This is a genomic window from Pseudomonas sp. JS425 (genome assembly GCF_018223845.1).
In the GTDB taxonomy this organism is placed as follows: Bacteria; Pseudomonadota; Gammaproteobacteria; order Pseudomonadales; family Pseudomonadaceae; genus Aquipseudomonas; species Aquipseudomonas asiatica.
In genome coordinates, this window is sequence record NZ_CP073661.1 from 4,321,169 (window position 1) to 4,343,760 (window position 22,592).

Below are 22,592 nucleotides of genomic sequence, written 5' to 3' on the forward strand. Positions count from 1 at the left end.
CACCTGCTCAGGTCACAACCCCTCCAGCTCGGCCATCAGGTCACTGAGCCGGTCGACCTTGTCGTCATCCAGCACACTGCCCTGCAGCCCCTGCACATACACCGCCAGCTCCTCCACCGTGCTGCACTCGAACATCGCCCGCAGCGGCACGTTCAGTTGCAGCTGCTTCTGCACCCGCGAGGCGATCTGCGTGGCCAGCAGCGAATGCCCGCCCAGCTCGAAGAAGTTGTCGTGCACCCCGACCCGGTCGGCCTTGAGCACATCCGCCCAGATACCGGCCAGTACCTCTTCCAGCTCATTGCGCGGCGCCTGGTAGGCCTGGCTGTGCTGGCCACCGATGTCGATGGCCGGCAAGGCCTTGCGGTCGAGCTTGCCGTTGGCGTTGTGCGGCAGGCTGTCGAACCAGCCCCAGTGCAGTGGCACCATGTACTCCGGCAACTCGGCACGCAGGCGCAGCTTGAGCTGTTCCAGCAACACAGCGTCGGCTGCAACGCCCTGATGCGCCACCAGGTAACCCACCAGGTGCTTGCCATTGACGCCCTCCTGCACGCCAACGGCAGCGTCGCGGATCTCCGGCTGTTCGTGCAGGCGGGCTTCGATTTCGCCCAGTTCGATGCGGTAGCCGCGAATCTTCACCTGATGGTCGATGCGCCCGACATACTCCAGCACCCCGTCCGGGCGCTGCCGCGCCAGGTCGCCAGTGCGATACAGGCGTTCGCCCGGCGCACCATGAGGATGGGGAATGAACGCCAGCGCCGTGCGCACCGGGTCGCCGACATAGCCACGGCCCACGCCGGTGCCGGCCACGCACAACTCACCTGTCGCACCCAGTGGTACCAGCGTCTGGTCCTCGCCGTACAGATACAGGCGGTTATTGTCGGTCGGCGTGCCGATCGGCAGGTAGCTGCCACGGGTCGAGGCTGCATCGACGCGGAAGAACGCCACGTCATCGGAGCACTCCGCCGGGCCGTAGGCGTTGACCAGGCCGATCTGCGGGTAGCGCTGCAACCACTGCGCCGCCAGCTCCGGTGGCATGGCTTCGCCGGTCGGCAGCATCCAGCGCAGGCCTTCGAGGGCCTGATGGCCGTTGGCCAGCATGCCCTGGATCAGCGACGGCACGCTCTCCAGCACGCTGATGCCGGTGGCCTGCACATGCGCCAACAGGCCCTGCGGGTCATGGGCGATGGCGTTCGGCACGATCTCCACCCTGGCGCCGAACAGCGGTGCGGCAAGGAACTGCCACACCGAAATGTCGAAGCTCTGCGAGGCCGTCTGGGCGATCACGTCGTGCTCGCCGAGCGCCAGGTAAGGCACCTTGCTCAGCTGGTTGTTGAGCATGCCGCGCTGCTCGACCATCACCCCCTTCGGCAGGCCGGTGGAGCCTGAGGTGTAGATCACATAGGCGAGGTTATCCGGCCCGCTGTGAATGCCGGGGTTGTGGCTGACCACCGGGCTGGCCTGGATGTCTTCCCAGACCAGCAGCTGCGGCCGTGCCGCCAACGCAAGCTGGTCCAGCAACTGCCGCCCTTGCCCGGCACAGGCCGCGCTGCACACCAGCACGGGTGTACGGCTGAGCTGGATGATGCTTTGCAGGCGCGCCGCCGGCAGGCCCGGGTCCAGTGGCAGGTAGCCGGCGCCGGCCTTGAAGCTGCCGACGATCATGCCCAGCAGCGGTAGCCCACGCTCGGCCAGCAGTGCCACCGGCTGGTCCACGTTCACACCCGCCGCGATCAAGGCATGGCCCAGACGGTTGGCCGCCAGGTTCAAGCCGGCGTAGTCGTAGGACGCGTCCAGGCAGCGGGCCACGGTACGTTGCGGATGCGCGGCCACCTGCGCCTCGAACTGCGCGATGTAACTCTGTTCCAACGGATAGGCGCGCGCGGTGCGGTTGCAGTCTTCCAGCAGGAAGCGCTGCTCTTCCGCACCCAGCAACGGCAGTGCGCTCATCTCCCCTTCAAAGCCTTGCACCAGCGCCAGCAGCAGGCGCTTGAACTCGGCCAGCAGGCGCTCGACGGTCGGGTAGTCGAAATAGCGCTGGTCGAACGACAGGTGCAGGCCAAGGTCATCGCCCGGGTAGCACACCGCTGTCAGTGGGAAGTTGGTGTGGGTACGGCCCGAGTCGGAGCTGGCATTCAGGTGCTGGGCGTGGTCGAGCACGGCAGTTTCCACCGGCGCGTTCTCGAACACGAACAGGCTGTCGAACAGCGGCTGGCCCTTGGGCAGTTCGCTGCATTCCTGGATCGCCACCAGCGGCAGGTATTCATACTCGCGCAGCTCCATGTTGCGCTCCAACAGGCCTTGCAACCACTGCCGCACACTGCAGCGCTCACCCGCCACCGGCAATTGCACGCGCAGGGCGACGCTGTTGATGAACAGGCCAACGGTACGCTGCATCTGCGGCATGCTCACCGGGCGCCCGGCCACGGTCACGCCAAAGGCCACGTCGCGGTCGCCACTGTAGCGCGCCAGCACCAGTGCCCAGGCCGCCTGGGCGAAGGTGTTGACGGTGAGCTGGTGGGCCTGGGCCAGTTCGCGCAGGCGCACGCCGTCGCTCACCGCCAGGCGGGTGTAACAGTCGCCGACGATCATGCCGCTACCGGCATGGTCGTGGCGCAGCGGGCGGTCGCTGGGGATGGGGGTGGCACGTTCGAAGCCGGCCAGGTTGGCCTGCCACCAGGCTCGCGCGTCGTCCAGGCCCTGGCGTTGCAGCCAGCCGATGTAGTCGCGGTAGCGCGGTGGCACCGGCAAGCGGGCCTGGCGCCCCTCGCCGAGGGCCTGGTAGATCTCGAAGAAATCGTTCATCAGCAGCGAACGGCACCAGGCATCGATGAGGATGTGGTGGTTGCTCATCATGAACCAATAGCGCTCGTCGGCCACACGCACCAGGCGCAGGTGGAACGGCGCCTCGCTGAGCAGGGCGAAACCAGCCTCGCGTTCCTGCTTGTGCAGGGCCTGCAGGCGCTGCTCCTGGGCGTCGTCGTCGAGGCCACGCCAGTCCTGGTAGTCCACCGGCGTGTTGCCCGGCTTGTGAATGATCTGCAACATCGCCTCGCCGGTGTTCCAGCTGAACGATGCGCGTAGCGCCTCGTGGCGTGCCACCACCGCCTGCCACGCCTGGGCGAAGCGTTCGGGGTCGAGCGCGCTGTTGATGCGGTAGCGGTCCTGCATGTAGTAAAGGCCGGTGCCCGGCTCCAGCAGGGTGTGCAACAGCATGCCCTCCTGCATCGGCGTCAGCGGGTAGACGTCCTCGATCTGCGCGGCCGGTACCGGCAGCGCGTCGATCTGCGCCTGGGTCAGGTGCGCCAGCGGGAAGTCCGATGGCGTGAAACTGCCGTTGCCATCAGCCAGGCAATGCTCGACCAGCGCCAGCAGCTCCTGACGATAGGCCTCGGCCAGGCAGGCGATGGTCCGCTCGTCGTAGCGTTCGGCACTGAAGGTCCAGCGCAGTTGCAGGGCACCGCCATACACCTGGCCATCGACACTCAGCCAGTTGGGCAGCGGTGCATCGAGGTCGTGGGCCAGGCCGGCCGGGGCGTCCAGCGGCCGGAACAGGGCTGTGCTGTCGAACTGCTGGTCGAACTGGCCCAGGTAGTTGAAGGTGATGCGTGCCTGCGGCAGGGCCGCCATCTGCTCACGCACTGCCGTATCGGCCAAGTAGCGCAACACGCCATAACCCAGCCCTTTGTGCGGCACCTGGCGCAGTTGCTCCTTGATGCGCTTGATCGAGCCTGCCCGCGCTGCATCGTCCTCGCCTGGCAGCGGGCGCAGGCTCAGCGGGTAGGCGTTGGTGAACCAGCCGACGCTGCGGGTCAAGTCCATGTCTTCGAACAGCCCGTCACGGCCATGGCCTTCAAGCTGTACCAGCACTTCTTCGTCGCCGCTCCAGCGGCACAGGGCACGCGCCAGCGCGGTCAGCAGCAGGTCGTTGACCTGGGTGTGATAGGCCGCCGGGGCCTGCTGCAGCAACTGCCGGGTCTGCTCCACATCCAGGCCGATGGCCAGGGTACGGGCATGGCAGTGCAGGTTGCCGCCCTGCGGGTGATCGCATGGCAGTTCGCGGCGCACGCCGCCCAACTGGCCTTGCCACCAGCCCAGCTCGTCGCGCAGCGAATCGCTGCCGGCATAGCTGGCCAGGCGTGCGGCCCAGTCGCCCATGGCGTGGGTCTTGGCCGGCAGCGGCTGGCCGCGGTATAGCGCTTGCAGGTCTTCCAGCAGCACGCGCCACGACACGCCATCAACCACCAGGTGATGGATAGCCAGCAACAGGCGCTGGCCGCCCTGGCCGTCATTTACCAGCAAGACGCGCAACAGTGGGCCCTGTTCCAGGTCGAGGCTGCGTTGCAGGTCGGTGTACAGCGGTTGGCAATCGGCGAAGTCGGCGATCGTGGCTGTCCACAGTAACTGCCCGCTGGCAGGCGAAGCATATTCGGCCTGCCAACGGCCCTGGGCCTGGCCAAAGCGCAGGCGCAGGCTGTCGTGGTGCTGCATCAGGTCGGCCAAGGCTCGCTTCAGTACCCCCTCATCCAGCGGCTTGCGTGCCTCCAGCAGAACAGCCTGGTTCCAGTGCTGCGGCTGTGGCACTTCACTGTCGAAGAACCAGTGCTGGATCGGCGTGAGGCCGGCCTGGCCCTGGCGCAGGCCCTGTTCGATGCTGCTGGCGGCTTCGCTGCGCTGAACAATGGCGGCCAGGGTCTGGATGGTCTGATGCTGGAACAGGTCGCGCGGGGTGAACTGCAAGCCGGCCTGACGAGCACGGCTGACCACCTGGATCGACAGGATCGAGTCGCCGCCCAGTTCGAAGAAGTTGTCCTGCACGCCGACCCGGGCAACGTTGAGCACGTCGCGCCAGATCTGCGCCAGTTGCGCTTCCACCTCGTTGCCAGGCGCCTGGTACTGCTGGCGTGCCTGTTCCAGGTCCGGCAGCGGCAGCGCACGGCGGTCGAGCTTGCCGTTGCCCATCAGCGGCAGGCTGTCGAGCAGCACCAGGTGCGCCGGCACCATGTAGTCCGGCAAGTGCTTGCGGGCATCGGCTTTCACCGCGTCGCGCAGCAGGCCCTGGGCCTCGCTGTCGGCAGCGGCCTGCCTGCACACCAGGTAACCTACCAGTTGCTTGCCGCCCGGCAGGTCGAGGGCCAGCACCACAGCTTCGTCGACATCGGCATGCGCCTGCAGGCGGCTTTCGATTTCGCCCAGCTCGATACGGAAACCGCGAATCTTCACCTGCTGGTCGGCGCGGCCGACGTACTCGACCAGGCCATCGCTGCCCAGGCGCACCAGGTCACCGGTGCGATACAGGCGCCCGCCTTCGCTGCCGAACGGGTCGGCGACGAAGCGCTCGGCGCTTAGGCCCGGGCGGTCGTGGTAACCCTGGGCCAGGCCGGCACCGCCGACATACAGCTCGCCAATACCGCCTTGCGGCAACAGGGCAAGGTCTTCGTCGAGGATGTAGGCCGTGCGGCTACCGATGACGCGGCCGATCGGTACGCTGCCCAGCTCCGCCGGCAGTGTCTGTGGTGCCAGGCAGGCCAGCGGCATGACCACGGTTTCGGTCGGCCCGTAGGCGTTGAAGAACTGCTGCGGCGCAAAGGCTTGGCGGATGCGCTGCAAGTGTTCGCCGGTCAGCGCCTCACCACCGGTAATGACCAGGCGCACTGGCAACTGCTCGCCCTGCCCGGCCAGGTACTGCGCCAACTGGCTGCCGTAGCTTGGCGTGAAGCCGAGGATGCTCACCTGCTCCTCGCGCACCAGCTGGCAGATGTCTTCGGCACCCCACTGCCCCTGGGCGCGCAGCACCACGCGGGCGCCACACAGCAGCGGCACCCACAGGCGTTCGCTGGCGGCGTCGAAATTGATCGAATAGAAGTGCAGCTCGCAGTCATCGCTGCGCATGCCGAACGCCTCGATCACCGCCTGGCAATGCATGGCGAACTCGCCGTGGCTGACTACCACGCCCTTGGGCTTGCCGGTGGAACCGGAGGTGTAGATCAGGTAGGCCTGGTGCTGCGGCAGGTTGAGGTTGTCCAGCGGCGCATCACTGTAGGCCGACAGGCTCGCGCTGTCGTCCTCCAGGCTCCAGCGCGCCACACCGTCGGGCAGCTCGCCCAGGGTTTGCAGCAACGCGCGCTGGCTGAGCAGCACGCCAATGCGGCTGTCCTCGATCATGTAGCGCAGGCGGTCGAGCGGGTATTCGGGGTCGAGCGGCACGTAGGCGCCACCGGCCTTGAGGATGGCCAGCAGGCCGACGACCATTTCCAGCGAACGCTCCAGCGCCAGGCCCACACGCACCTGCGGGCCGACGCCACGCTCGCGCAGGGCGCGGGCCAGGCGGTTGGCCTGCTGGTCGAGTTCGGCATAGGTCATGTGCCGGCCGGCAAACGTCAACGCGCCAGCGTGTGGCGTGCGCGCAGCCTGGGCGGCGAACAGGCCGTGCACGGTCTGGTCGAGTGCGAGATCCTGCTCGCCCTGCAACTGGCCCGCCAGCACCTGCTGCTCGGCGCTGCTCAGCATCGGCAGCTCGCACAGGCGCTGTTGCGGGTTGTCGAGCAGGCCCACCAGCAATTGCTGCCAGTGCTCGGCCATGCGTGCGATGCGTGGTTCGTCGAACAGATCACGGCTATAGGTCAGGCAGCAACCCAGGCGGCCGTCGAGGTCGGTCACCTCCAGGTACAGGTCGAACTTGGTGGCGCTGGCGTCGTTGACCAGGTAATCCACCTGCATGCCGGCAAGCTGGCGGCTTTGCTGGAAGGCCCAGCGCTGAACGTTGCACATCACCTGGAACAGCGGGTTGTAGGCGCTGCTGCGCGGTGGCTGCAGGGCTTCCACCAGCTGGTCGAACGGCAGGTCCTGGTGCGACTGGCCTTCGATGGCAACCTGGCGTACCTGCTCCAGCAACTGTGCGGCGCTCATCTGGCCGTCCAGCTCGCAACGCAGCACCTGGGTGTTGAGGAACGCGCCAATCAGCCCTTCGCTTTCCGGGCGGATGCGGTTGGCCACCGGCGCGCCAATGCGCAGGTCACGCTGGCCGCTGTAGCGGTGCAGCAAGGCGGCCAGGGTGGCAGTCATGGTCATGAACAGGGTCAGGCCGCGCTGGCTGTTGAAGGCATGCACGCGGGCAACCAGCGCCGGGTCGAGCTCAAAGCGGTACAGCTCGCCACGGTGGCTCTGCACTGCCGGGCGCGGGCGGTCGGCAGGCAACGCCAGCACCGGGTGCTCATCGCCCAGGCGGGCCTGCCAGTAGGCCAGCTGGCGGGCGCCCTCGCCGCTTTCCAGCCATTGCCGTTGCCACACGCTGTAGTCCAGGTACTGCACCGGCAGCGGCGCCAGCGGCGATTCGCGGTCATCGACGAAGGCCTCGTACAGCTCGCCCAGTTCGCGGGCGAAGATGTCCATGGCCCAGCCCTCGGTGACGATATGGTGCAGGGTCAGCACGAAGAAATGCTCGCGCTCTTCGGCTTTGACCAGGCAGGCACGCAGCAGCGGGCCGCGCTCCAGGTCGAACGGCTGGTGCGCCTGGTCGTCGGCCAGTTGCTGCAGGCGTTGTTGGCGGGCATCTGCGGGCAAGGCGCTGAAGTCTTGCCAGTCGAGGTGCAGGCTGCTGTCTTCGGCCACGCACTGATACGGCACGCCATCGATGCTGGGGAAGGTGGTGCGCAGGGTTTCGTGGCGCACCACCAGCGCCTGCAGCGCACGCTCGAAGGCATCCACATGCAGGGTGCCGCGCAAGCGCGCCATGCCGCCGACGTTGTACGCCGGGCTGCCCGGCTCCATTTGCCAGAGGAACCACATGCGCTGCTGCGAGTACGACAGCGGCACCGCCTGGCGGCGGTCGACGCGGGTGATTACGCCTTGCAGGTTGCGCTCACCGGCAGCACGAATACGCGTGATCTCGGCACAGAAGGCGCCCAGCTCGCTGGCGTCGAACAGGGCCTTGAGCGGCAGCTCGACATCGCAAGCCTGACGCGTGCGCGAGACAATTTGAGTGGCCAGCAGCGAATGGCCGCCGAGGGCGAAGAAGTCATCCTGCAAGCCGATGCGCGGCAGGTTCAGCACTTCGCGCCAGATGGCGGCGACCTGCTGCTGCAACTCGGTTTGCGGCTCGACGTGTTGCCGCTGCTGCCACACCGGGGCGGGCAATGCCTTGCGGTCGACCTTGCCGCTGGGGCCCAGTGGCATCTGCGCCAGCGGGATGAGTTGTGCCGGCACCATGTAGGCCGGTAGTTGTTCAGCCAGCACCGTCAGCAATGCATCAGGCTGAGCGCTGCCACTGTAGTAGCCGACCAGTTGCGCACCTACGGCATCCTTGTGAATCAGCACCAGCGCCTGTTCGACCCCCGGCTGCGCCAGCAGGCAGGCCTGGACTTCCTCGGGTTCGACACGGAAGCCACGCACCTTGACCTGCTGGTCTAGGCGGCCAAGGTATTCCAGCGCCTCGGTCTGCACCTGCCAGCGGGCGCGGTCGCCACTGCGGTACAGGCGCTCGCCATTGCCGTCAGCCTGGGGCACGAAGCGCTCGGCGGTGAGGCCCGGGCGGCCCAGGTAGCCACGGGCCAGGCCTGCACCGCCGAGGTACAGCTCGCCCGGCACACCGGGGGCGGTCAGTTCCAGCTCGTCATCCAGCACACGGCACAGCACATTGCCCAGCGGGCGGCCGATCGGCGAGCGTTCGCCATCGGTGGCCTGGCAGTGCCAGTGGGTGACGTTGATGGCGGTTTCGGTCGGGCCATAGCGGTTGTGCAACTGCACCTGTGGCAGCACCTGCAGCACGCGGTCACGCAGTGCCGCGGACAGCGCTTCGCCACCGGAGAACAGCCGGCGCAGGCTGCCGCAGGCACCCGCCTGCGGCTCCTGGACGAACACCTGCAACAGCGGCGGCACGAAGTGCAGCGTGGTCACGCCATGGGCCTGCACCAACGCGGCGATGCGCTGCGGGTCGCGGTGCTCGCCAGGGCCGGCGAGCACCAGCTTGCAACCGGTCACCAGTGGCCAGAAGCATTCCCACACCGAAACGTCGAAGCTGATCGGCGCCTTCTGCATCAGCACGTCGCTGTCGTCCAGCACATAGCTGGCCTGCATCCATTGCAGGCGCTCGGCCAGTGCCGCGTGGGTATTGCCCACGCCCTTGGGCTGGCCGGTAGAGCCGGAGGTGTAGATCACATAGGCCAGGTTGTCGCCATGCAGATGCAACCCGGGGGCATGGCTTGGCCAGCTGTCCAGGTGCAGCTGGTCGAGTGCGATGGCGCTGACGCCATCAACCTGTGGCAGCTTGCCCAGCAGGCTGCTGTGGCTCAGCAACAGGCCAGCGTTGCAGTCGGCGAGCATGTAGGCCAGGCGCTCGGCCGGGTAATCGACGTCCAGCGGCACATAGGCACCACCGGCCTTGAGAATGGCCAGCAGGCCCACCAGCAGCTGCGGCGAACGCTCGATGGCGATGGCCACGCAAGTGTCTGGGCCCACGCCTTTGTCACGCAGGTAGTGGGCCAGACGGTTGGCTTGCTGGTGCAACTCGGCGTAATCCAGGCTGCCACCGTCCCACATCAGGGCGGTGCGCTGAGGGGTCAGGCGTGCCTGTTCATTGAGCTGCTCGACCAGCAGGCGCTGCGGCGCCGCAGCGGGTGCCTCGCCCCAGCTCAGCAGTTGCGCGCGGCCAGGCTCGTCGAGCAGTTGCACCTCGCCCAGCGCCCGCTGCGGCCCGGCACACACCTGCTCGAGCAGGGCCAACAGGTGCTGGGCCAGACGCTTGACGGTACTGGCATCGAACAATTCGGCGGCATAGTCGAAGGCCAGGCTCAGGCGGCCCTGATGGTCTTCTTCACTGTGCAGCTGCAAGTCGAACTTGGCTTCGCGACTGTGCCACGGCAGCTCTTCAGCCAGCAGGCCCGGCAGGCGGCGCAGCGCAGACAGGTCACGTTGCTGGTGGTTGAACATGACCTGGAACAGGCCTTGCTCGCGAGCCTCGGGCAGGGCTTCGAGCAGTTGCTCGAACGGCAGGTCCTGGTTGGCCTGGGCATCCAGGGTGGTCTGGCGCACCTGGGCCAGCAACTGTTCGAACGGCAGGCGGCCGTCGAGCTGCGCACGCAGCACCTGGGTGTTGATGAAGAAGCCGACCATGCCTTGGTTTTCCAGGCGCGGGCGGTTGGCGTTGGGCACGCCGACACGAATATCGGCCTGGCCACTGTAGCGGTGCAACAGCGCCTGCCAGCCGGCCAGCAGTACCATGAACAGGCTGGCCTGCTGTTCGCGGGCCAGGCCCTTGAGCGCTTCGGTGAGCCTGGCCGGTACCTTGAGGTTGAAGCGGGCGGCGCGGTGGCCGCGCTGGCTGGTGCGCGGGTGGTCGGTGCACAGGTCGAGCACCGGCAGATCATCCCCCAGACGCGCCTGCCAGTACTGCAGCTGACGCTCGGCTTCGCCTGCGGCCAGCCACTGTCGCTGCCAGGTGCCGTAGTCGGCATAACCCAGGGTCAGCGGTGCCAGGTTGGCCTCAAGGCCCTGACAATGGGCGGCGTACAGTTTGGCGAATTCGTCGAGCAGGATGTTCAGCGACCAGCCGTCGGCGACGATATGGTGCAGGGTCACCCACAGTTGATGGTGTTCATCGTCCAGGCGCGCCAGGGTCACCCGCAGCAACGGCCCCCGGGTCAGGTCAAACGGCTGGCGAGCTTCGGTTTGACGTTGGGCGGCGACCTGTTCGGCGGCCTGGCCTTCGAGGTCCAGGCGGCGAAGGTCGAACGGCTGCTGCGCCTGGATGCGCTGCAGGGCCTGGCCGTTCTCTTCGGCAAACAGGGTGCGCAGCGATTCATGGCGCGCCACCAGCGCCTGGAAGGCTGTTTCCAGGGCGTTTTCGTCCAGCTCACCGCGCAACTGCAGGCCGGCCGGAATGTTGTAGGCCGCCGACTGCGGGTCCAACTGCCACAGCAACCACAGGCGGTTTTGCGCCAGCGACTGGGGCAGCGCCTGGGTGCGTTCCAGTGTAGCGATGGCACCGACCCGGTCACCGCCTTCGGCGATGATCGCGGCCACGGCCTTGGCGTAGTCAGCCAGTATCGGCGCTTCGAACAGGGTGCGCAGGCCCAGCTCGATGCCCAGTTCATCGGCCAGGCGTGCGGTGGCGTGGGTGGCGGCGATGGAGTTGCCGCCCAGCAGCAGGAAGTGGTCGTCCGCCGCCACCGCCTCGACCTTGAGGATGTCGCGCCACACACCGGCGATGCGTGCCTGCAGTTCATCGCCTTCGCCCACTGAAGCAACGGGCTCGCCCACCTCAGGGAAGCGGGCATAGCAGTCCAGGCTGCCATCGTCCATGCGCAGGCGGCAGGCCGAACGCTGCAGCTTGCCGCTGGAGGTCTTGGGTAGCGCCCCCGGGTTCAGCAGCAGGACCACGGCCGGGGCCTGGCGGCAGGCGTCGGCAACCACCTGGCGCAGGGTCTTGATCAGCTCCTGGGGCTTGATCGCCTTCTGCACGTTGCGGCTGATTTCCACCGCCACGCCAATACCCTCCTCGCCTTGCTGCTCGACGGCGAACACTGCCACCCGGCCTTTGCGCAGCACCTCCACTTCGCGCTCGAGGGTCTTTTCCAGGTCCTGCGGGTACAGGTTCTGCCCGCGCACGATCAGCATGTCCTTCAGGCGACCGGTGACGAACACTTCCCCTTCGCGCATGAAGCCCAGGTCGCCGGTACGCAGCCAGGTCTGGCCGCCCATCTCGACGAAGGTGCGGGCGCTGGCCTCGGGGTTGCGCCAGTAGCCCAGGGCGATGCTCGGGCCGGCGGCCCAGATCTCGCCCACCTGGTTGTCGCCTAGTACTTGCAGGCGTTGTGGTTCGACAATGCGCACGGCATGCCCGGGCTGCGGGTAGCCACAGCTCATCAGCACACTGCCCTTGCCTGGCTCCGCACGGTTGGCGGCGAAGGCTTCGGCGTCCAGCTCCAGCGCGGCGATGCCCTGGCCACGGCGGCTGCCGCTGACGAACAGGGTCGCCTCGGCCAGGCCGTAGCTGGCGAAGAAGCTCTGCGGGTCGAAGCCGCAGGCCTGGAACTTGTCGGCAAAGGCCGCCAGGCTGTCCTGGCGGATCGGCTCGGAGCCAGAATAGGCCACCCGCCAGCGGCTGAGGTCGAGCCCGGCCAGGGAGGCCTCGCTGACCCGCTCGCTGCACAACCGGTAGGCGAAGTCGGGGCCGCCGCTGATGGTGCCGCCGTACTCGCTGATGGCCTGCAACCAGCGCAGCGGCCGGGCCAGGAAGTAGCCCGGCGACATCAGCACACAGGGCACGCCGCTGAAGATCGGCTGCAGCAGGCCGCCGATCAGGCCCATGTCGTGGTACAGCGGCAGCCAGCTGACGATCACGTCGTCGGGGTTGAGGTCGATGCCAAAGCCTTGGCGGATCAGTTGTTCGTTGGCCACCAGGTTGCCATGGCTGACCTGCACGCCCTTGGGCAGTGCTGTGGAGCCGGAGGTGTATTGCAGGAAGGCGATGTCATCACCCTTGAGCGCGGGTTCGCGCCAGTTTGCAGCCAGTGCCGGGTCCAGGCCATCCACCGCCAGCAGTTCGGGGGCGTTGGCCGCTGTCAGGGCTTCCAGGCCCTGCAGGCTGTCGTGCAGGGCCGCGACAGTCAGCAGCAGGCGCGGCTCGGCGTCGTCGATGATCGACAGTAAGCGCTGCTGGTGGTGCTGGCGCGCGGACTCCGGCGGGTAGGCCGGCACCGCAATCACACCGGCATACAGGCAGCCGAAGAATGCCGCCACATAGTCTGGCCCGCTGGGGAACAACAGCACTGCGCGGTCGCCGAAACCGGCCCGGCTTTGCAAGGCAGCAGCGATGGTGCGTGCGCGCTGGTCGAGGTCCCGGTAGCTGAGCACGGCCTGCTCGCCGGGAGCGTCGGCCAGAAAGCGCAAGGCGACTTTGTCCGGGGTCTGCACGGCGCGCTGCGCCAGGGCCTGGACCAGCGAGAGCGGGAGTTCGAAGGCGTCCGTCATGGGGTGTTCCTGCCAGTGTCTGGTTGGGTCGGGCCGGCTGCTGCGCGAACGTGGGCGCAGCGGCATGTGGCGGCCTGAGGTGTACACAGGGGACGGATGGGCGGGGGGAGAAATTAGCGGTGGTGAGGCTTTGGGGGCACGTGAGGGTTGCCAGGTGTTTGCCTTGAGAAATGTTGCGCCTGACATGCACCCAGCCATCTCTGCGCTTTAGAACTGAAATCACATGAAACCAATTACATTTCGCATTTGACAATCATTATCATTCTGAATAGCTTGTCGCCCGTCGTAGGAAGCTTCCCAAATTTGGGTGCGTCCTTTCCCCTCTGTGACAAGGTGATTTCCATGGCGGAACAACTATCCACAAGTAAGTGCGATTCACCATTACTGCAGGCCTTCGTCGACAACCGCAGCATTCTGGTCAAGATCGCTGCCCGCATCACCGGCTGCCGATCGCGCGCCGAAGATGTGGTGCAGGACGCCTTTTTCCGGCTCAGCGCGGCCCCGCAGATCACATCGTCGTTCAAGGCGCAGCTGAGCTACCTGTTCCAGATCGTGCGCAACCTGGCCATCGACCACTACCGCAAGCAGGCCATGGAGCTGAAATACTCCGGCAGCGAGGAGGAAGGCCTGAACGTGGTCGTGCAAAACGCCTCCCCCGAAGCCACCCACATCAACCTTGCCGCGCTGGATGACATTGCCGAGGCGCTGAACGAACTGCCCCAGCGCACCCGCTATGCCTTCGAGATGTACCGCCTGCATGGCGTGCCGCAGAAGGACATTGCCAAGGAGCTGGGAGTGTCGCCGACGCTGGTCAACTTCATGATCCGCGATGCGCTGGTGCATTGCCGCAAGACGGCCAGTCGGCAGGCCTGAACCTTCAAGGTTGCTGAGGGCACGTGTGGGAGATTCTATGGTTTTCAGCAAGCCAGTTTCGCGCCTTTAGTGACGTATTCGTCCTGATTTTTCATCAGGGCGAATGCCACCCGCGCGAGCTTTCTTGCCAGGATTACCAAAGCTTGGGTTGTTGCTTTACCACTGCTCCGATGCTGTTCGTAAAGCCCTTTCCAGGCTGCCGATCTGCTGGCCGCCATCGCAGCGTTGTGCAATAAGCGACGAATTTCTGAACAACCTCGCTTGGTGAGGCAACGTCGCCCATTCTTCTGCCCGGAATCACTGACTCGTAAATCCATTCCTAGGAATGCAATGTACGAGTCACTGCTTTTGAACTCGCCCCTTGTAAAAGCCATCACCAATGCTGCGGCGGTGAGAAAACCAATGCCCTCTACTGCCTGGCAGCGAGCGACTTGTTCCTGTAGCCCAGCGTCTCGCAGTACTTCTTTAATCTTCTTTTGAATCAACTGATCCAGCCGATCTATCGACTTCACAAAAGTTTCGAAGGCGGCTTTCAAAAGGCTTTCGTTAGCCCAGCTCTGAGTCATTGCAGTACGAGCAGTCACCAAGGCGGCTCTGCGTCGCAAGAGGCTCTGAAGCTTGCCGTAGACAGCGGGAGGCGGGCTCCAAGGGCGAAGGTCCTCGCCTTCATTTTTTAAAAAACGGGACAACAACCGAGCATCGGAGGGGTCGGTTTTAACCCGTCCCCCAACACTTTTCCGGTAGTTGCTCAATTGAAAACCATCGATGACATAGACCTCGAAGCCTAGGCTGTGGGCCAATTCAACCAGGTCCAAGTGGTAGACATTGGTCGCCTCAACAGCGATAGCGGTGTTGAGGGTTTGTTGCTTGAGCCACCTTCTGATCTCGAGTTTGGAGTTTTTCAGCCTGATGATCTCGTCGCGATCATCGTGGTGGATAACCAGCTCAGCCTTCGCGACATCCGCACCCACGATCAACTTACCTACCTGCATTGCCATGGGCGGCTCCTCACGTTATGGTTTTTCGGCTTGAAGGGGTTTCACCAAGAGGCGCTGGCTTGCTTCTATCGTCGCTTGCAAACGATGCATTCTTTATCGGCGCTTTGGTGGAAGGGGTGGGGCGATGTCTCCCACGGTCTGTACTGCTGTGAACAGTCAGAATCGGGCATTTAGTCCCACCACCCCTTCAAGTCTAACCATACAAGCGGGTTTACCCGCGAACACCGGCATAGCCGGTGCCATGCACCATGTCGCATTCTTCGCGGGTAAACCCGCTCCCACAGGGCCGCACAGCGGCCCCCTGGCACTCAAGCCAATTTACACTTATCGAAAAACCGTTCCCGCCCCAGAATCATCAACGCCGCACGCTTGTGCGGGAAGTCGAACTCCTTGTCGCAATGGAAGCACTGGTCGTGCATGTAGCCGATCATCTTGCCGTTGTCGGCACGCGGCTCGGCCACCACCCGCTGGGTGCGTGGGTCATCCAGGAACAGGTAGTGCACCAGCGCCGATAGCCAGCTGGCCACCTTGTGCGGCCCGCGGTGGCTCTCCTCCCCCACCAGCATGTGGATGCCACGGTCGTAGTCATCGGCCGGGTAGAACGGCGCAATGCGGTCCTCCTTGGCCCAGTACGCCTCGAAGTAGGCAAACGGCTGGTCATCGAAGCAACCGATCAGCGTCAGGGCATGCGGGTCGGCCTCGAGCTTGCCCAGGTATTCGCGATGCTGCGCAAGGGTGCCACCCTCCTGCCAGAACGTCTCCACCCGCGGGTTGTTCTGCCAGCGGTTGAAGCGCTCCAGGTCATGCTCGATCTCCAAGGTACGCAGCGATACCCAACTGCCCAGGCGCGTATCGAAGCGCCGGTACACCTCGCCACGAGGCTTGGGCGCGCGGCGTGGGTGGCGCTTGCCGTTGCTGATCTGCATCTGCTGTGGGTAGGCGACGCTGGTCGACTCGCCCAGCCACGGCTGTGGCAGCTGCCAGAACAGCGCCCGCTCGCACAGGTATTGGCCAGGCTGCTCGCCGGCCAGCAGCAGGCCACTGGTCAATGCCTGAGGCAACGGCTCGGGCAGGTGCCAGGCAAGACGCTGGCAGGCCGCATCGCGGGCCAGCAGCCAATAACAGGCGGCCCACAAGGCCACATAGGGGCGCTCGGGGCACAGCCGCTCGAGGTGGACATGCAGAGAAGCACCCATCTCCAGGCGCAACTGGATCAACGCGCGGCCTTCGAGGGAGAGGCTCAGCCAGCTGTCACCCTCCTCGGCACTGAGGCTGCGCCAGCGTGGCGCTGACTGGGGCTGTGATGCGGCATCGAACGGCATGGGCTTGACTCGCGGCAATGAAGAAAAGGCTCACTGCTGAGAACGTTGCCGCATCACGGGAATTTAGTCGCGCGGGGCCGCCACCGTGATGCGGTATGGCTCGAAGATACGCGCCAGCTCACCACTGTCGCGCAGGGCACGCAGCAGCGCCGCGAACGATTGTTCACCGATGGGTGCCCCCGGGCGTAGCAAGGCGTAGTGATGATAGACCTGGTCAATGCGCTGCGAGGGCATCAACTGCTCCCGACTGGCCGGGTTGCGCGCCAGGAAATCGCTGAGGTAGGAACGCGTGACCAAGGCGATGTCGGCGCGGCCGGCCTGCACCATTAACAGGTTGCTGTCATGGGAATACGTCAGAGTCGCGTTGTAGGCGTTGCGCAGGTAGTCGGGGTCGGAGTTGAAGCCGGCGAACGCATAGTGGTAGCCGTTGAACAGCGCCAGGCGCTTGCCGCGCAGGTCGTCGAAGTAATGCGGGTCACGGCCATTGGCCTTGCGGGCGACGAACACCTCGGCATCTTCCAGGCCCATGTCCACGCTCTGGTGGGCAATCTGCTGCCAGCCCCATGCCGGGTTCTCGAAAATGGCCATGTCGGTGCGGCCTTGCTGGAGGTCACCAAAACGCCGCTGGATGGAGGTGGGCACCACGACGAAGTGGTAGCGCTGCTGCGCGCGATTGAGCGCGTCGACCAACTGCCGCAGCAGGCCGCTGTCGGCGCCCTGCTCCGGGCGTACCGTGTACGGAGGGAAATGCGCAGCGCCAATCTTTACCTCGACGGCATCGGCAGCCCATGCCGGCGCCGCCAGCCAGAACACGGCTAGCAGCATCAGGGAAGACAGGGCCTTCAGGCCGGTCGCTGGAGTCAAGACGGACACTCATCACGGTTCATGCCGGGGTCCGCCTAAGCTAGGCGTTTTCCGGGCCGGACACAACTGCCGGTTAGTGGCACTTTGCGCCAAAGCTGCGGGCAAACTGCCAGGGGATGCCGGATGCCCGGAGTTTCGCTACGCTCTAGCAGGATCTGCAAGGGAGCCTGGTATGGGCCACTGGTTGGTGATCGACCTGGAAGCCACCACCGACGATGGTGGGTGGCCGGTCACAGAGATGGAAGTCATTGAAATCGGCGCAAGCCTGGTTACCCGCGATGGCCGCGAGGTCGACCACTTCCAGCGCTTCGTGAAGCCTCGGCGACGGCCGCAGCTGACCCCGTTCTGCCGTGAGCTGACCCACATCAGCCAGGCCAGCGTGGACAGTGCCGCGTCGTTCCGCGAGGTATGGGCAAGCTTCGAGCGCTGGCTCGGGCACCACCGCGGGCAGCTTCAGGCCTGGGTCAGCTGGGGCGACTACGACCGCCAGCAGTTGCACCAGGAGTGGCAGCAGCATGGGCTGGACAGCCTGCTGCGGACCCTGCCGCACATCAACCTCAAGCAACGCTTCGCCAAGGCCCGCCACCTGCAGCGCCCCGCTGGGCTGAACGGTGCACTGCAGCTGGCCGGCATGCACTTTTGCGGGCAGCAGCACCGGGCCCTGGAAGATGCGCGCAATACCGCGCGACTGCTGCCGTTGAGCCTGCCGGCAGACGCTACCTGAAAGCAGATGACGGGGCCCGTGGGCTTGGGCATACTGGCCAGCCCTTTTTCATCCCCCCTTTTCAGGAGTCGCCCATGTTCCAGGTCAACGAGTACTTCAACGGCACCGTCAAGTCGATCGCATTCGCTGGCGAAGAAGGCCCGGCCACTGTCGGTGTGATGGCACCGGGCGAATACGAATTCGACACTGCCAAGCGCGAAATCATGCACGTGGTTTCGGGTGCGCTGACCGTGAAGCTGCCAGGTAGCGACAACTGGGAAACCTTCAATGCGGGCGACAAGTTCAACGTGCCGGCTGACAGCAAGTTCCAGCTGCAGGTGAAGGTGGATACCGCCTACCTGTGCGAGTACCGCGACTAAGCGTCAGTCTGGTCCGGCCTCTTCGCGGGTAAACCCGCTCCCACAGGTGCTGCACAAGTTTCAGACCTGTAGTGAACCTGTGGGAACGGGCAAGCCCGCGAAGAATCCAGCACTATTGCGACAGGAATGCCGCAACCTTCTCAGCCGCCGCCTGCAAGTGCTGCTCATGGCTGAACCCCGAGACCTTCAGCGGCTTCAGGTCATGGTCCCCCGCCACCAGCCAGCTCACCTCGATCGCCGGCGATAACGCATACCCTGCCACCGCCTCGCGGTTACCCAGTGCATCCCGCTCGCCCTGCACGATCAACGTCGGCGTCTTCAATTCGGCCAGGTGTTCGACCCGTGGCTTTTCCGGTTTGCCCACTGCATAGAACGGATAGCCCAGGCACACCAGTGCATCCGCTTCCAGTTCATCGGCCAGCAGGCTGGCCATGCGCCCGCCCATGGACTTGCCACCCACCGCCAACTTGCCCGCGACCAAAGGTCGCACCTGCCTGTACACCTCGCGCCAGCATTCCAGCAACACCTTCTGCGGGTTCGGCGGCCGCTTGCCGCCGGCAACCCTGCGCTCGGCCATGTACGGGAACTCGAAGCGCACTACCGCTACCCCAAGCGCCGCAAGCCTTTGCGCCATTTCGTCCATGAACCCGCTGTCCATCGGCGCACCTGCGCCATGGGCCAGGATCAGGCAGCCCTTGTAGCCGTCCTTGCCCCGAGCATGCGGGGGATCGCAGCGCAAGCCTGGGACATTTCCGACCTTCGCCCATTGATCCCCGTCAATACCGGCACTTTGCCCATTAATCATGCTTGCCTCGCTGTAAAGCCTGCCAAATAACCGTGGATGGGAACCCATACATGAACACAACCAGCAGTACCGCCTATAACTACAAGGTGGTCCGCCAATTCGCCATCATGACGGTGGTGTGGGGAATCGTCGGGATGGGGCTCGGCGTCTTCATCGCCGCCCAGCTCGCCTGGCCCTCCCTCAACTTCGACCTCCCCTGGACCAGCTTCGGCCGCCTGCGCCCCCTGCATACCAATGCGGTGATCTTCGCCTTCGGCGGCTGCGCGCTGTTCGCCACCTCCTATTATTCGGTGCAACGCACCTGCCAGACCACCCTGTTCGCACCGGGCCTGGCCGCGTTCACCTTCTGGGGCTGGCAACTGGTGATCCTGCTGGCGGCCATCAGCCTGCCGCTGGGCTACACCAGCTCCAAGGAATACGCCGAACTGGAATGGCCGATCGACATCCTGATCACCATCGTCTGGGTGAGCTACGCCATCGTGTTCTTCGGCACGCTGATGAAGCGCAACACCAAGCACATCTACGTCGGTAACTGGTTCTTCGGCGGCTTCATCCTCACCGTGGCGATGCTGCACGTCGTCAACAACCTGGAACTGCCGGTCAGCCTGACCAAGTCCTACTCGGTCTATGCCGGTGCCACCGATGCCATGGTGCAGTGGTGGTATGGCCACAACGCCGTGGGCTTCTTCCTGACCGCAGGCTTCCTGGGGATGATGTACTACTACGTGCCCAAGCAGGCCGAACGCCCGGTGTATTCCTATCGCCTGTCGATCGTGCACTTCTGGGCGCTGATCACCCTGTACATCTGGGCCGGCCCGCACCACCTGCACTACACCGCCCTGCCCGACTGGGCGCAGTCGCTGGGCATGGTGATGTCGCTGATCCTGCTGGCACCAAGCTGGGGCGGCATGATCAACGGCATGATGACCCTGTCCGGCGCCTGGCACAAACTGCGCAGCGACCCGATCCTGCGTTTCCTGGTGGTGTCGCTGGCGTTCTACGGCATGTCCACCTTCGAAGGCCCGATGATGGCCATCAAGACGGTCAACGCCCTGTCCCACTACACCGACTGGACCATCGGCCACGTGCACGCCGGCGCCCTCGGCTGGGTGGCGATGATCTCGATCGGCGCGCTGTACCACACCATCCCGAAAGTATTCGGCAAGGAGCGCATGTACAGCATCGGCCTGATCAACGCGCACTTCTGGCTGGCCACCATCGGCACCGTGCTGTACATCGCCTCGATGTGGGTCAACGGCATCGCCCAGGGCCTGATGTGGCGCGCGGTCAACAGCGACGGCACGCTCACCTACTCGTTCGTGGAAACCCTGGTGGCCAGCCACCCAGGCTTCATCGTGCGCTTCGTCGGCGGTGCGATCTTCCTCAGCGGCATGTTCCTGATGGCCTGGAACACCTGGCGCACCGTGCGTTCGCCGGCGCTCGATGTCGCCCCTGCGAACGCCCAGCTGGCTTGAGGAGACCTGCCTGATGAAACATGAAGTCATCGAGAAAAACGTCGGCCTGCTGGCCCTGCTGATGGTGTTCGCCGTCAGCATCGGCGGCCTGACCCAGATCGTCCCGTTGTTCTTCCAGGACGTCACCAACAAGCCGGTGGAAGGCATGAAGCCCTACACCGCGCTGCAGCTGGAAGGCCGCGATATCTACATCCGCGAAGGCTGCGTGGGCTGCCATTCGCAGATGATCCGCCCGTTCCGCGCCGAAACCGAGCGCTATGGCCACTATTCGGTGGCTGGTGAAAGCGTGTGGGACCATCCGTTCCTGTGGGGCTCCAAGCGTACCGGGCCGGACCTGGCCCGGGTCGGTGGCCGCTACTCGGACGACTGGCACCGTGCGCACCTGTACAACCCGCGCAACGTGGTACCGGAGTCGAAGATGCCGTCGTACCCATGGCTGGTCGCCCAGCAGGTCGACAACAGCCATACCGACACCAAGATGCGCACCCTGCGCACCCTGGGCGTGCCGTACACCGACGATGACATCGCCGGGGCCCGCGACGCGGTCAAGGGCAAGACCGAAATGGATGCCCTGGTCGCCTACCTGCAGGTGCTAGGCACCGCGATCAAGAACAAGAGGTGAATGCGATGGGAATGGACATCGGCATGATCCGCGGCCTGGGCACACTGGTGGTGATGATCGCCTTCATCGGCCTCACCCTGTGGGTATTCAACCGCCGCCGCGACCGTGATTTCGCCGAAGCGCGCCTGCTGCCCTTCGTCGACGACCGCCTGCCCTCTGCCGGACAGGAACCTGCTGCAAAAAGGAGTAACGGGCAATGACCACCTTCTGGAGTACGTACATCTGCGTACTGACCATCGGTAGCCTGATTGGCCTGACCTGGCTGCTGCTCGCCACCCGCAAGGGCCAGAGCAACAACACCACCGACCAGACCATGGGCCACAGCTTCGACGGCATCGAGGAATACGACAACCCGCTGCCCAAGTGGTGGTTCTGGCTGTTCGTCGGCACCCTGGTGTTCTCGGTCGGCTACCTGATCCTCTATCCGGGCCTGGGCAACTGGAAGGGCATCCTGCCGGGCTATGAAAATGGCTGGACTGGCGCCAACGAATGGCAGAAGGAGATGGAGAAGGCTGACGCAAGATTCGGCCCGATCTTTGCCAAGTACGCCGCCATGCCCGTGGAAGAAGTGGCCAAGGACCCGCAGGCACTGAAGATGGGCAGCCGCCTGTTCGCCTCCAACTGCTCGGTTTGCCATGGCTCGGATGCCAAGGGTGCCTATGGTTTCCCCAACCTCACCGACAAAGACTGGCGCTGGGGCGGCGAAGCGGAAACCATCAAGGCGTCGATCATGAACGGTCGTCACGGCGTGATGCCGGCCTGGGCCGAAGTGATCGGCGAGCAGGGCGTGGCGGATGTGGCCGCGTTCGTGCTCACCAACCTCGATGGCCGCAGCCTGCCGGAAGGGGTCAAGGCTGACGCCGCCAAGGGCAAGGAGATCTTTGCCGGCAACTGCGTGGCCTGCCACGGACCTGAAGGCAAAGGCACCCCGGCCATGGGCGCACCAGACCTGACTCACCCGCAGGCGTTCATCTACGGTTCGAGCTTTGCCCAGCTGCAGCAGACCATTCGCTATGGTCGCCAGGGTCAGATGCCGGCGCAGGCGGAGATCCAGGGCAACGACAAGGTGCACCTGCTGGCGGCGTATGTGTATAGCCTGTCGCAGGATGGTGCTGCTGAAACCGTGACTGCCAAGTAATACCGCCCAGGGGCCGCTTTGCGGCCCTATCGCGACACAAGGCCGCTCCTACAAGGGATTGCGTACTTCCTGTAGGAGCGGCCTTGTGTCGCGATAGGGCTGCAAAGCAGCCCCATTCCCACCTTGCCCCCGCTCTACCCTCCCTTGCACCCCCTCCGAACACAACTAAGCTTGTTGCCTCAGTGGGCCTCGCTCCGAAAGGACCGAAGCAGACGCGGCGCGTAGCCTGTCGCCGTCCCGATAAAAAGCTTGACCGATCGATCAGAAAAAGGCGAAAAACGGTACACATTACAAATATTTATTTGTGTACAATCGTCCAGACCCGATCGCTGCGGGACATCAGTGAACGGGCTCGGGCACGGGTCGGCGTACCAAAGTTGCGTTGCGGTAACCCCGGTGGTTATCAATACTGGCGCCGATTTTTCGACCAACAAGAACATCAAAAC

The 22,592-nt window shown here is 64.9% G+C and carries 12 protein-coding genes; 7 read left to right on the top strand and 5 right to left on the bottom strand.

Annotated features, from left to right (window positions below; genetic code table 11):
* Positions 1-12: 12 nt before the first annotated feature.
* A complete protein-coding gene (locus KDB76_RS20050; RefSeq protein WP_038410015.1) occupies positions 13-12,966 on the bottom strand; it encodes a non-ribosomal peptide synthetase in 12,954 nt (4,317 codons plus the stop codon).
* 342 nt (positions 12,967-13,308) lie between these two features.
* On the opposite strand from KDB76_RS20050, the gene KDB76_RS20055 reads away from it, so the two are divergent.
* On the top strand, positions 13,309-13,839 hold the full coding sequence (locus tag KDB76_RS20055) for an RNA polymerase factor sigma-70 (protein WP_015271130.1): 531 nt from the start codon (positions 13,309-13,311) through the stop codon (positions 13,837-13,839).
* A gap of 44 nt (positions 13,840-13,883) precedes the next feature.
* Here the strand turns inward: KDB76_RS20055 and KDB76_RS20060 are convergent, their stop codons facing one another.
* The 3 genes from KDB76_RS20060 to KDB76_RS20070 all read right to left on the bottom strand — a co-directional run bounded on the left by KDB76_RS20060 (position 13,884) and on the right by KDB76_RS20070 (position 17,023).
* Complete coding sequence (locus KDB76_RS20060) at positions 13,884-14,837, bottom strand: IS110 family transposase (protein ID WP_212632164.1); 954 nt, start codon at positions 14,835-14,837, stop codon at positions 13,884-13,886.
* A gap of 308 nt (positions 14,838-15,145) precedes the next feature.
* Complete coding sequence (locus tag KDB76_RS20065; protein ID WP_038410016.1) at positions 15,146-16,159, bottom strand: GNAT family N-acetyltransferase; 1,014 nt, start codon at positions 16,157-16,159, stop codon at positions 15,146-15,148.
* A 63-nt stretch (positions 16,160-16,222) separates the two neighbouring features.
* The gene (locus KDB76_RS20070; RefSeq protein ID WP_038410017.1) at positions 16,223-17,023 is read right to left on the bottom strand and encodes a transporter substrate-binding domain-containing protein; all 801 of its coding nucleotides are present in this window, start codon (positions 17,021-17,023) and stop codon (positions 16,223-16,225) included.
* 172 nt (positions 17,024-17,195) lie between these two features.
* On the opposite strand from KDB76_RS20070, the gene KDB76_RS20075 reads away from it, so the two are divergent.
* Positions 17,196-17,747, top strand: a complete 552-nt coding sequence (locus KDB76_RS20075; protein WP_003259919.1) for an exonuclease domain-containing protein — start codon at positions 17,196-17,198, stop codon at positions 17,745-17,747.
* Between the two features lie 74 nt (positions 17,748-17,821).
* Complete coding sequence (locus KDB76_RS20080) at positions 17,822-18,106, top strand: pyrimidine/purine nucleoside phosphorylase (protein WP_038410018.1); 285 nt, start codon at positions 17,822-17,824, stop codon at positions 18,104-18,106.
* A 112-nt stretch (positions 18,107-18,218) separates the two neighbouring features.
* Here KDB76_RS20080 and KDB76_RS20085 read toward each other — a convergent pair whose 3' ends face one another.
* Positions 18,219-18,911 carry an alpha/beta family hydrolase gene (locus KDB76_RS20085; RefSeq protein ID WP_024087432.1) on the bottom strand — a complete coding sequence of 231 codons (693 nt, stop codon included), beginning with the start codon at positions 18,909-18,911 and terminating at the stop codon, positions 18,219-18,221.
* Positions 18,912-18,961: 50 nt separating this feature from the next.
* Between KDB76_RS20085 and ccoN the strand changes: the two genes are divergently transcribed.
* The 4 genes from ccoN to ccoP are packed head-to-tail and all read left to right on the top strand — an operon-like array spanning position 18,962 to position 22,146.
* Positions 18,962-20,386 carry a cytochrome-c oxidase, cbb3-type subunit I gene (gene ccoN, locus KDB76_RS20090; protein WP_013973491.1) on the top strand — a complete coding sequence of 475 codons (1,425 nt, stop codon included), beginning with the start codon at positions 18,962-18,964 and terminating at the stop codon, positions 20,384-20,386.
* A 13-nt stretch (positions 20,387-20,399) separates the two neighbouring features.
* Complete coding sequence (ccoO, locus tag KDB76_RS20095) at positions 20,400-21,008, top strand: cytochrome-c oxidase, cbb3-type subunit II (protein WP_013973492.1); 609 nt, start codon at positions 20,400-20,402, stop codon at positions 21,006-21,008.
* A 5-nt stretch (positions 21,009-21,013) separates the two neighbouring features.
* Complete coding sequence (locus tag KDB76_RS20100; RefSeq protein WP_023661030.1) at positions 21,014-21,208, top strand: cbb3-type cytochrome c oxidase subunit 3; 195 nt, start codon at positions 21,014-21,016, stop codon at positions 21,206-21,208.
* Entirely contained in the window at positions 21,205-22,146 is a 942-nt protein-coding gene (ccoP, locus tag KDB76_RS20105; RefSeq protein WP_038410020.1) for a cytochrome-c oxidase, cbb3-type subunit III, read from the top strand. The genes KDB76_RS20100 and ccoP overlap by 4 nt, the downstream gene beginning before the upstream one ends.
* The last annotated feature ends 446 nt before the right edge of the window (positions 22,147-22,592 follow it).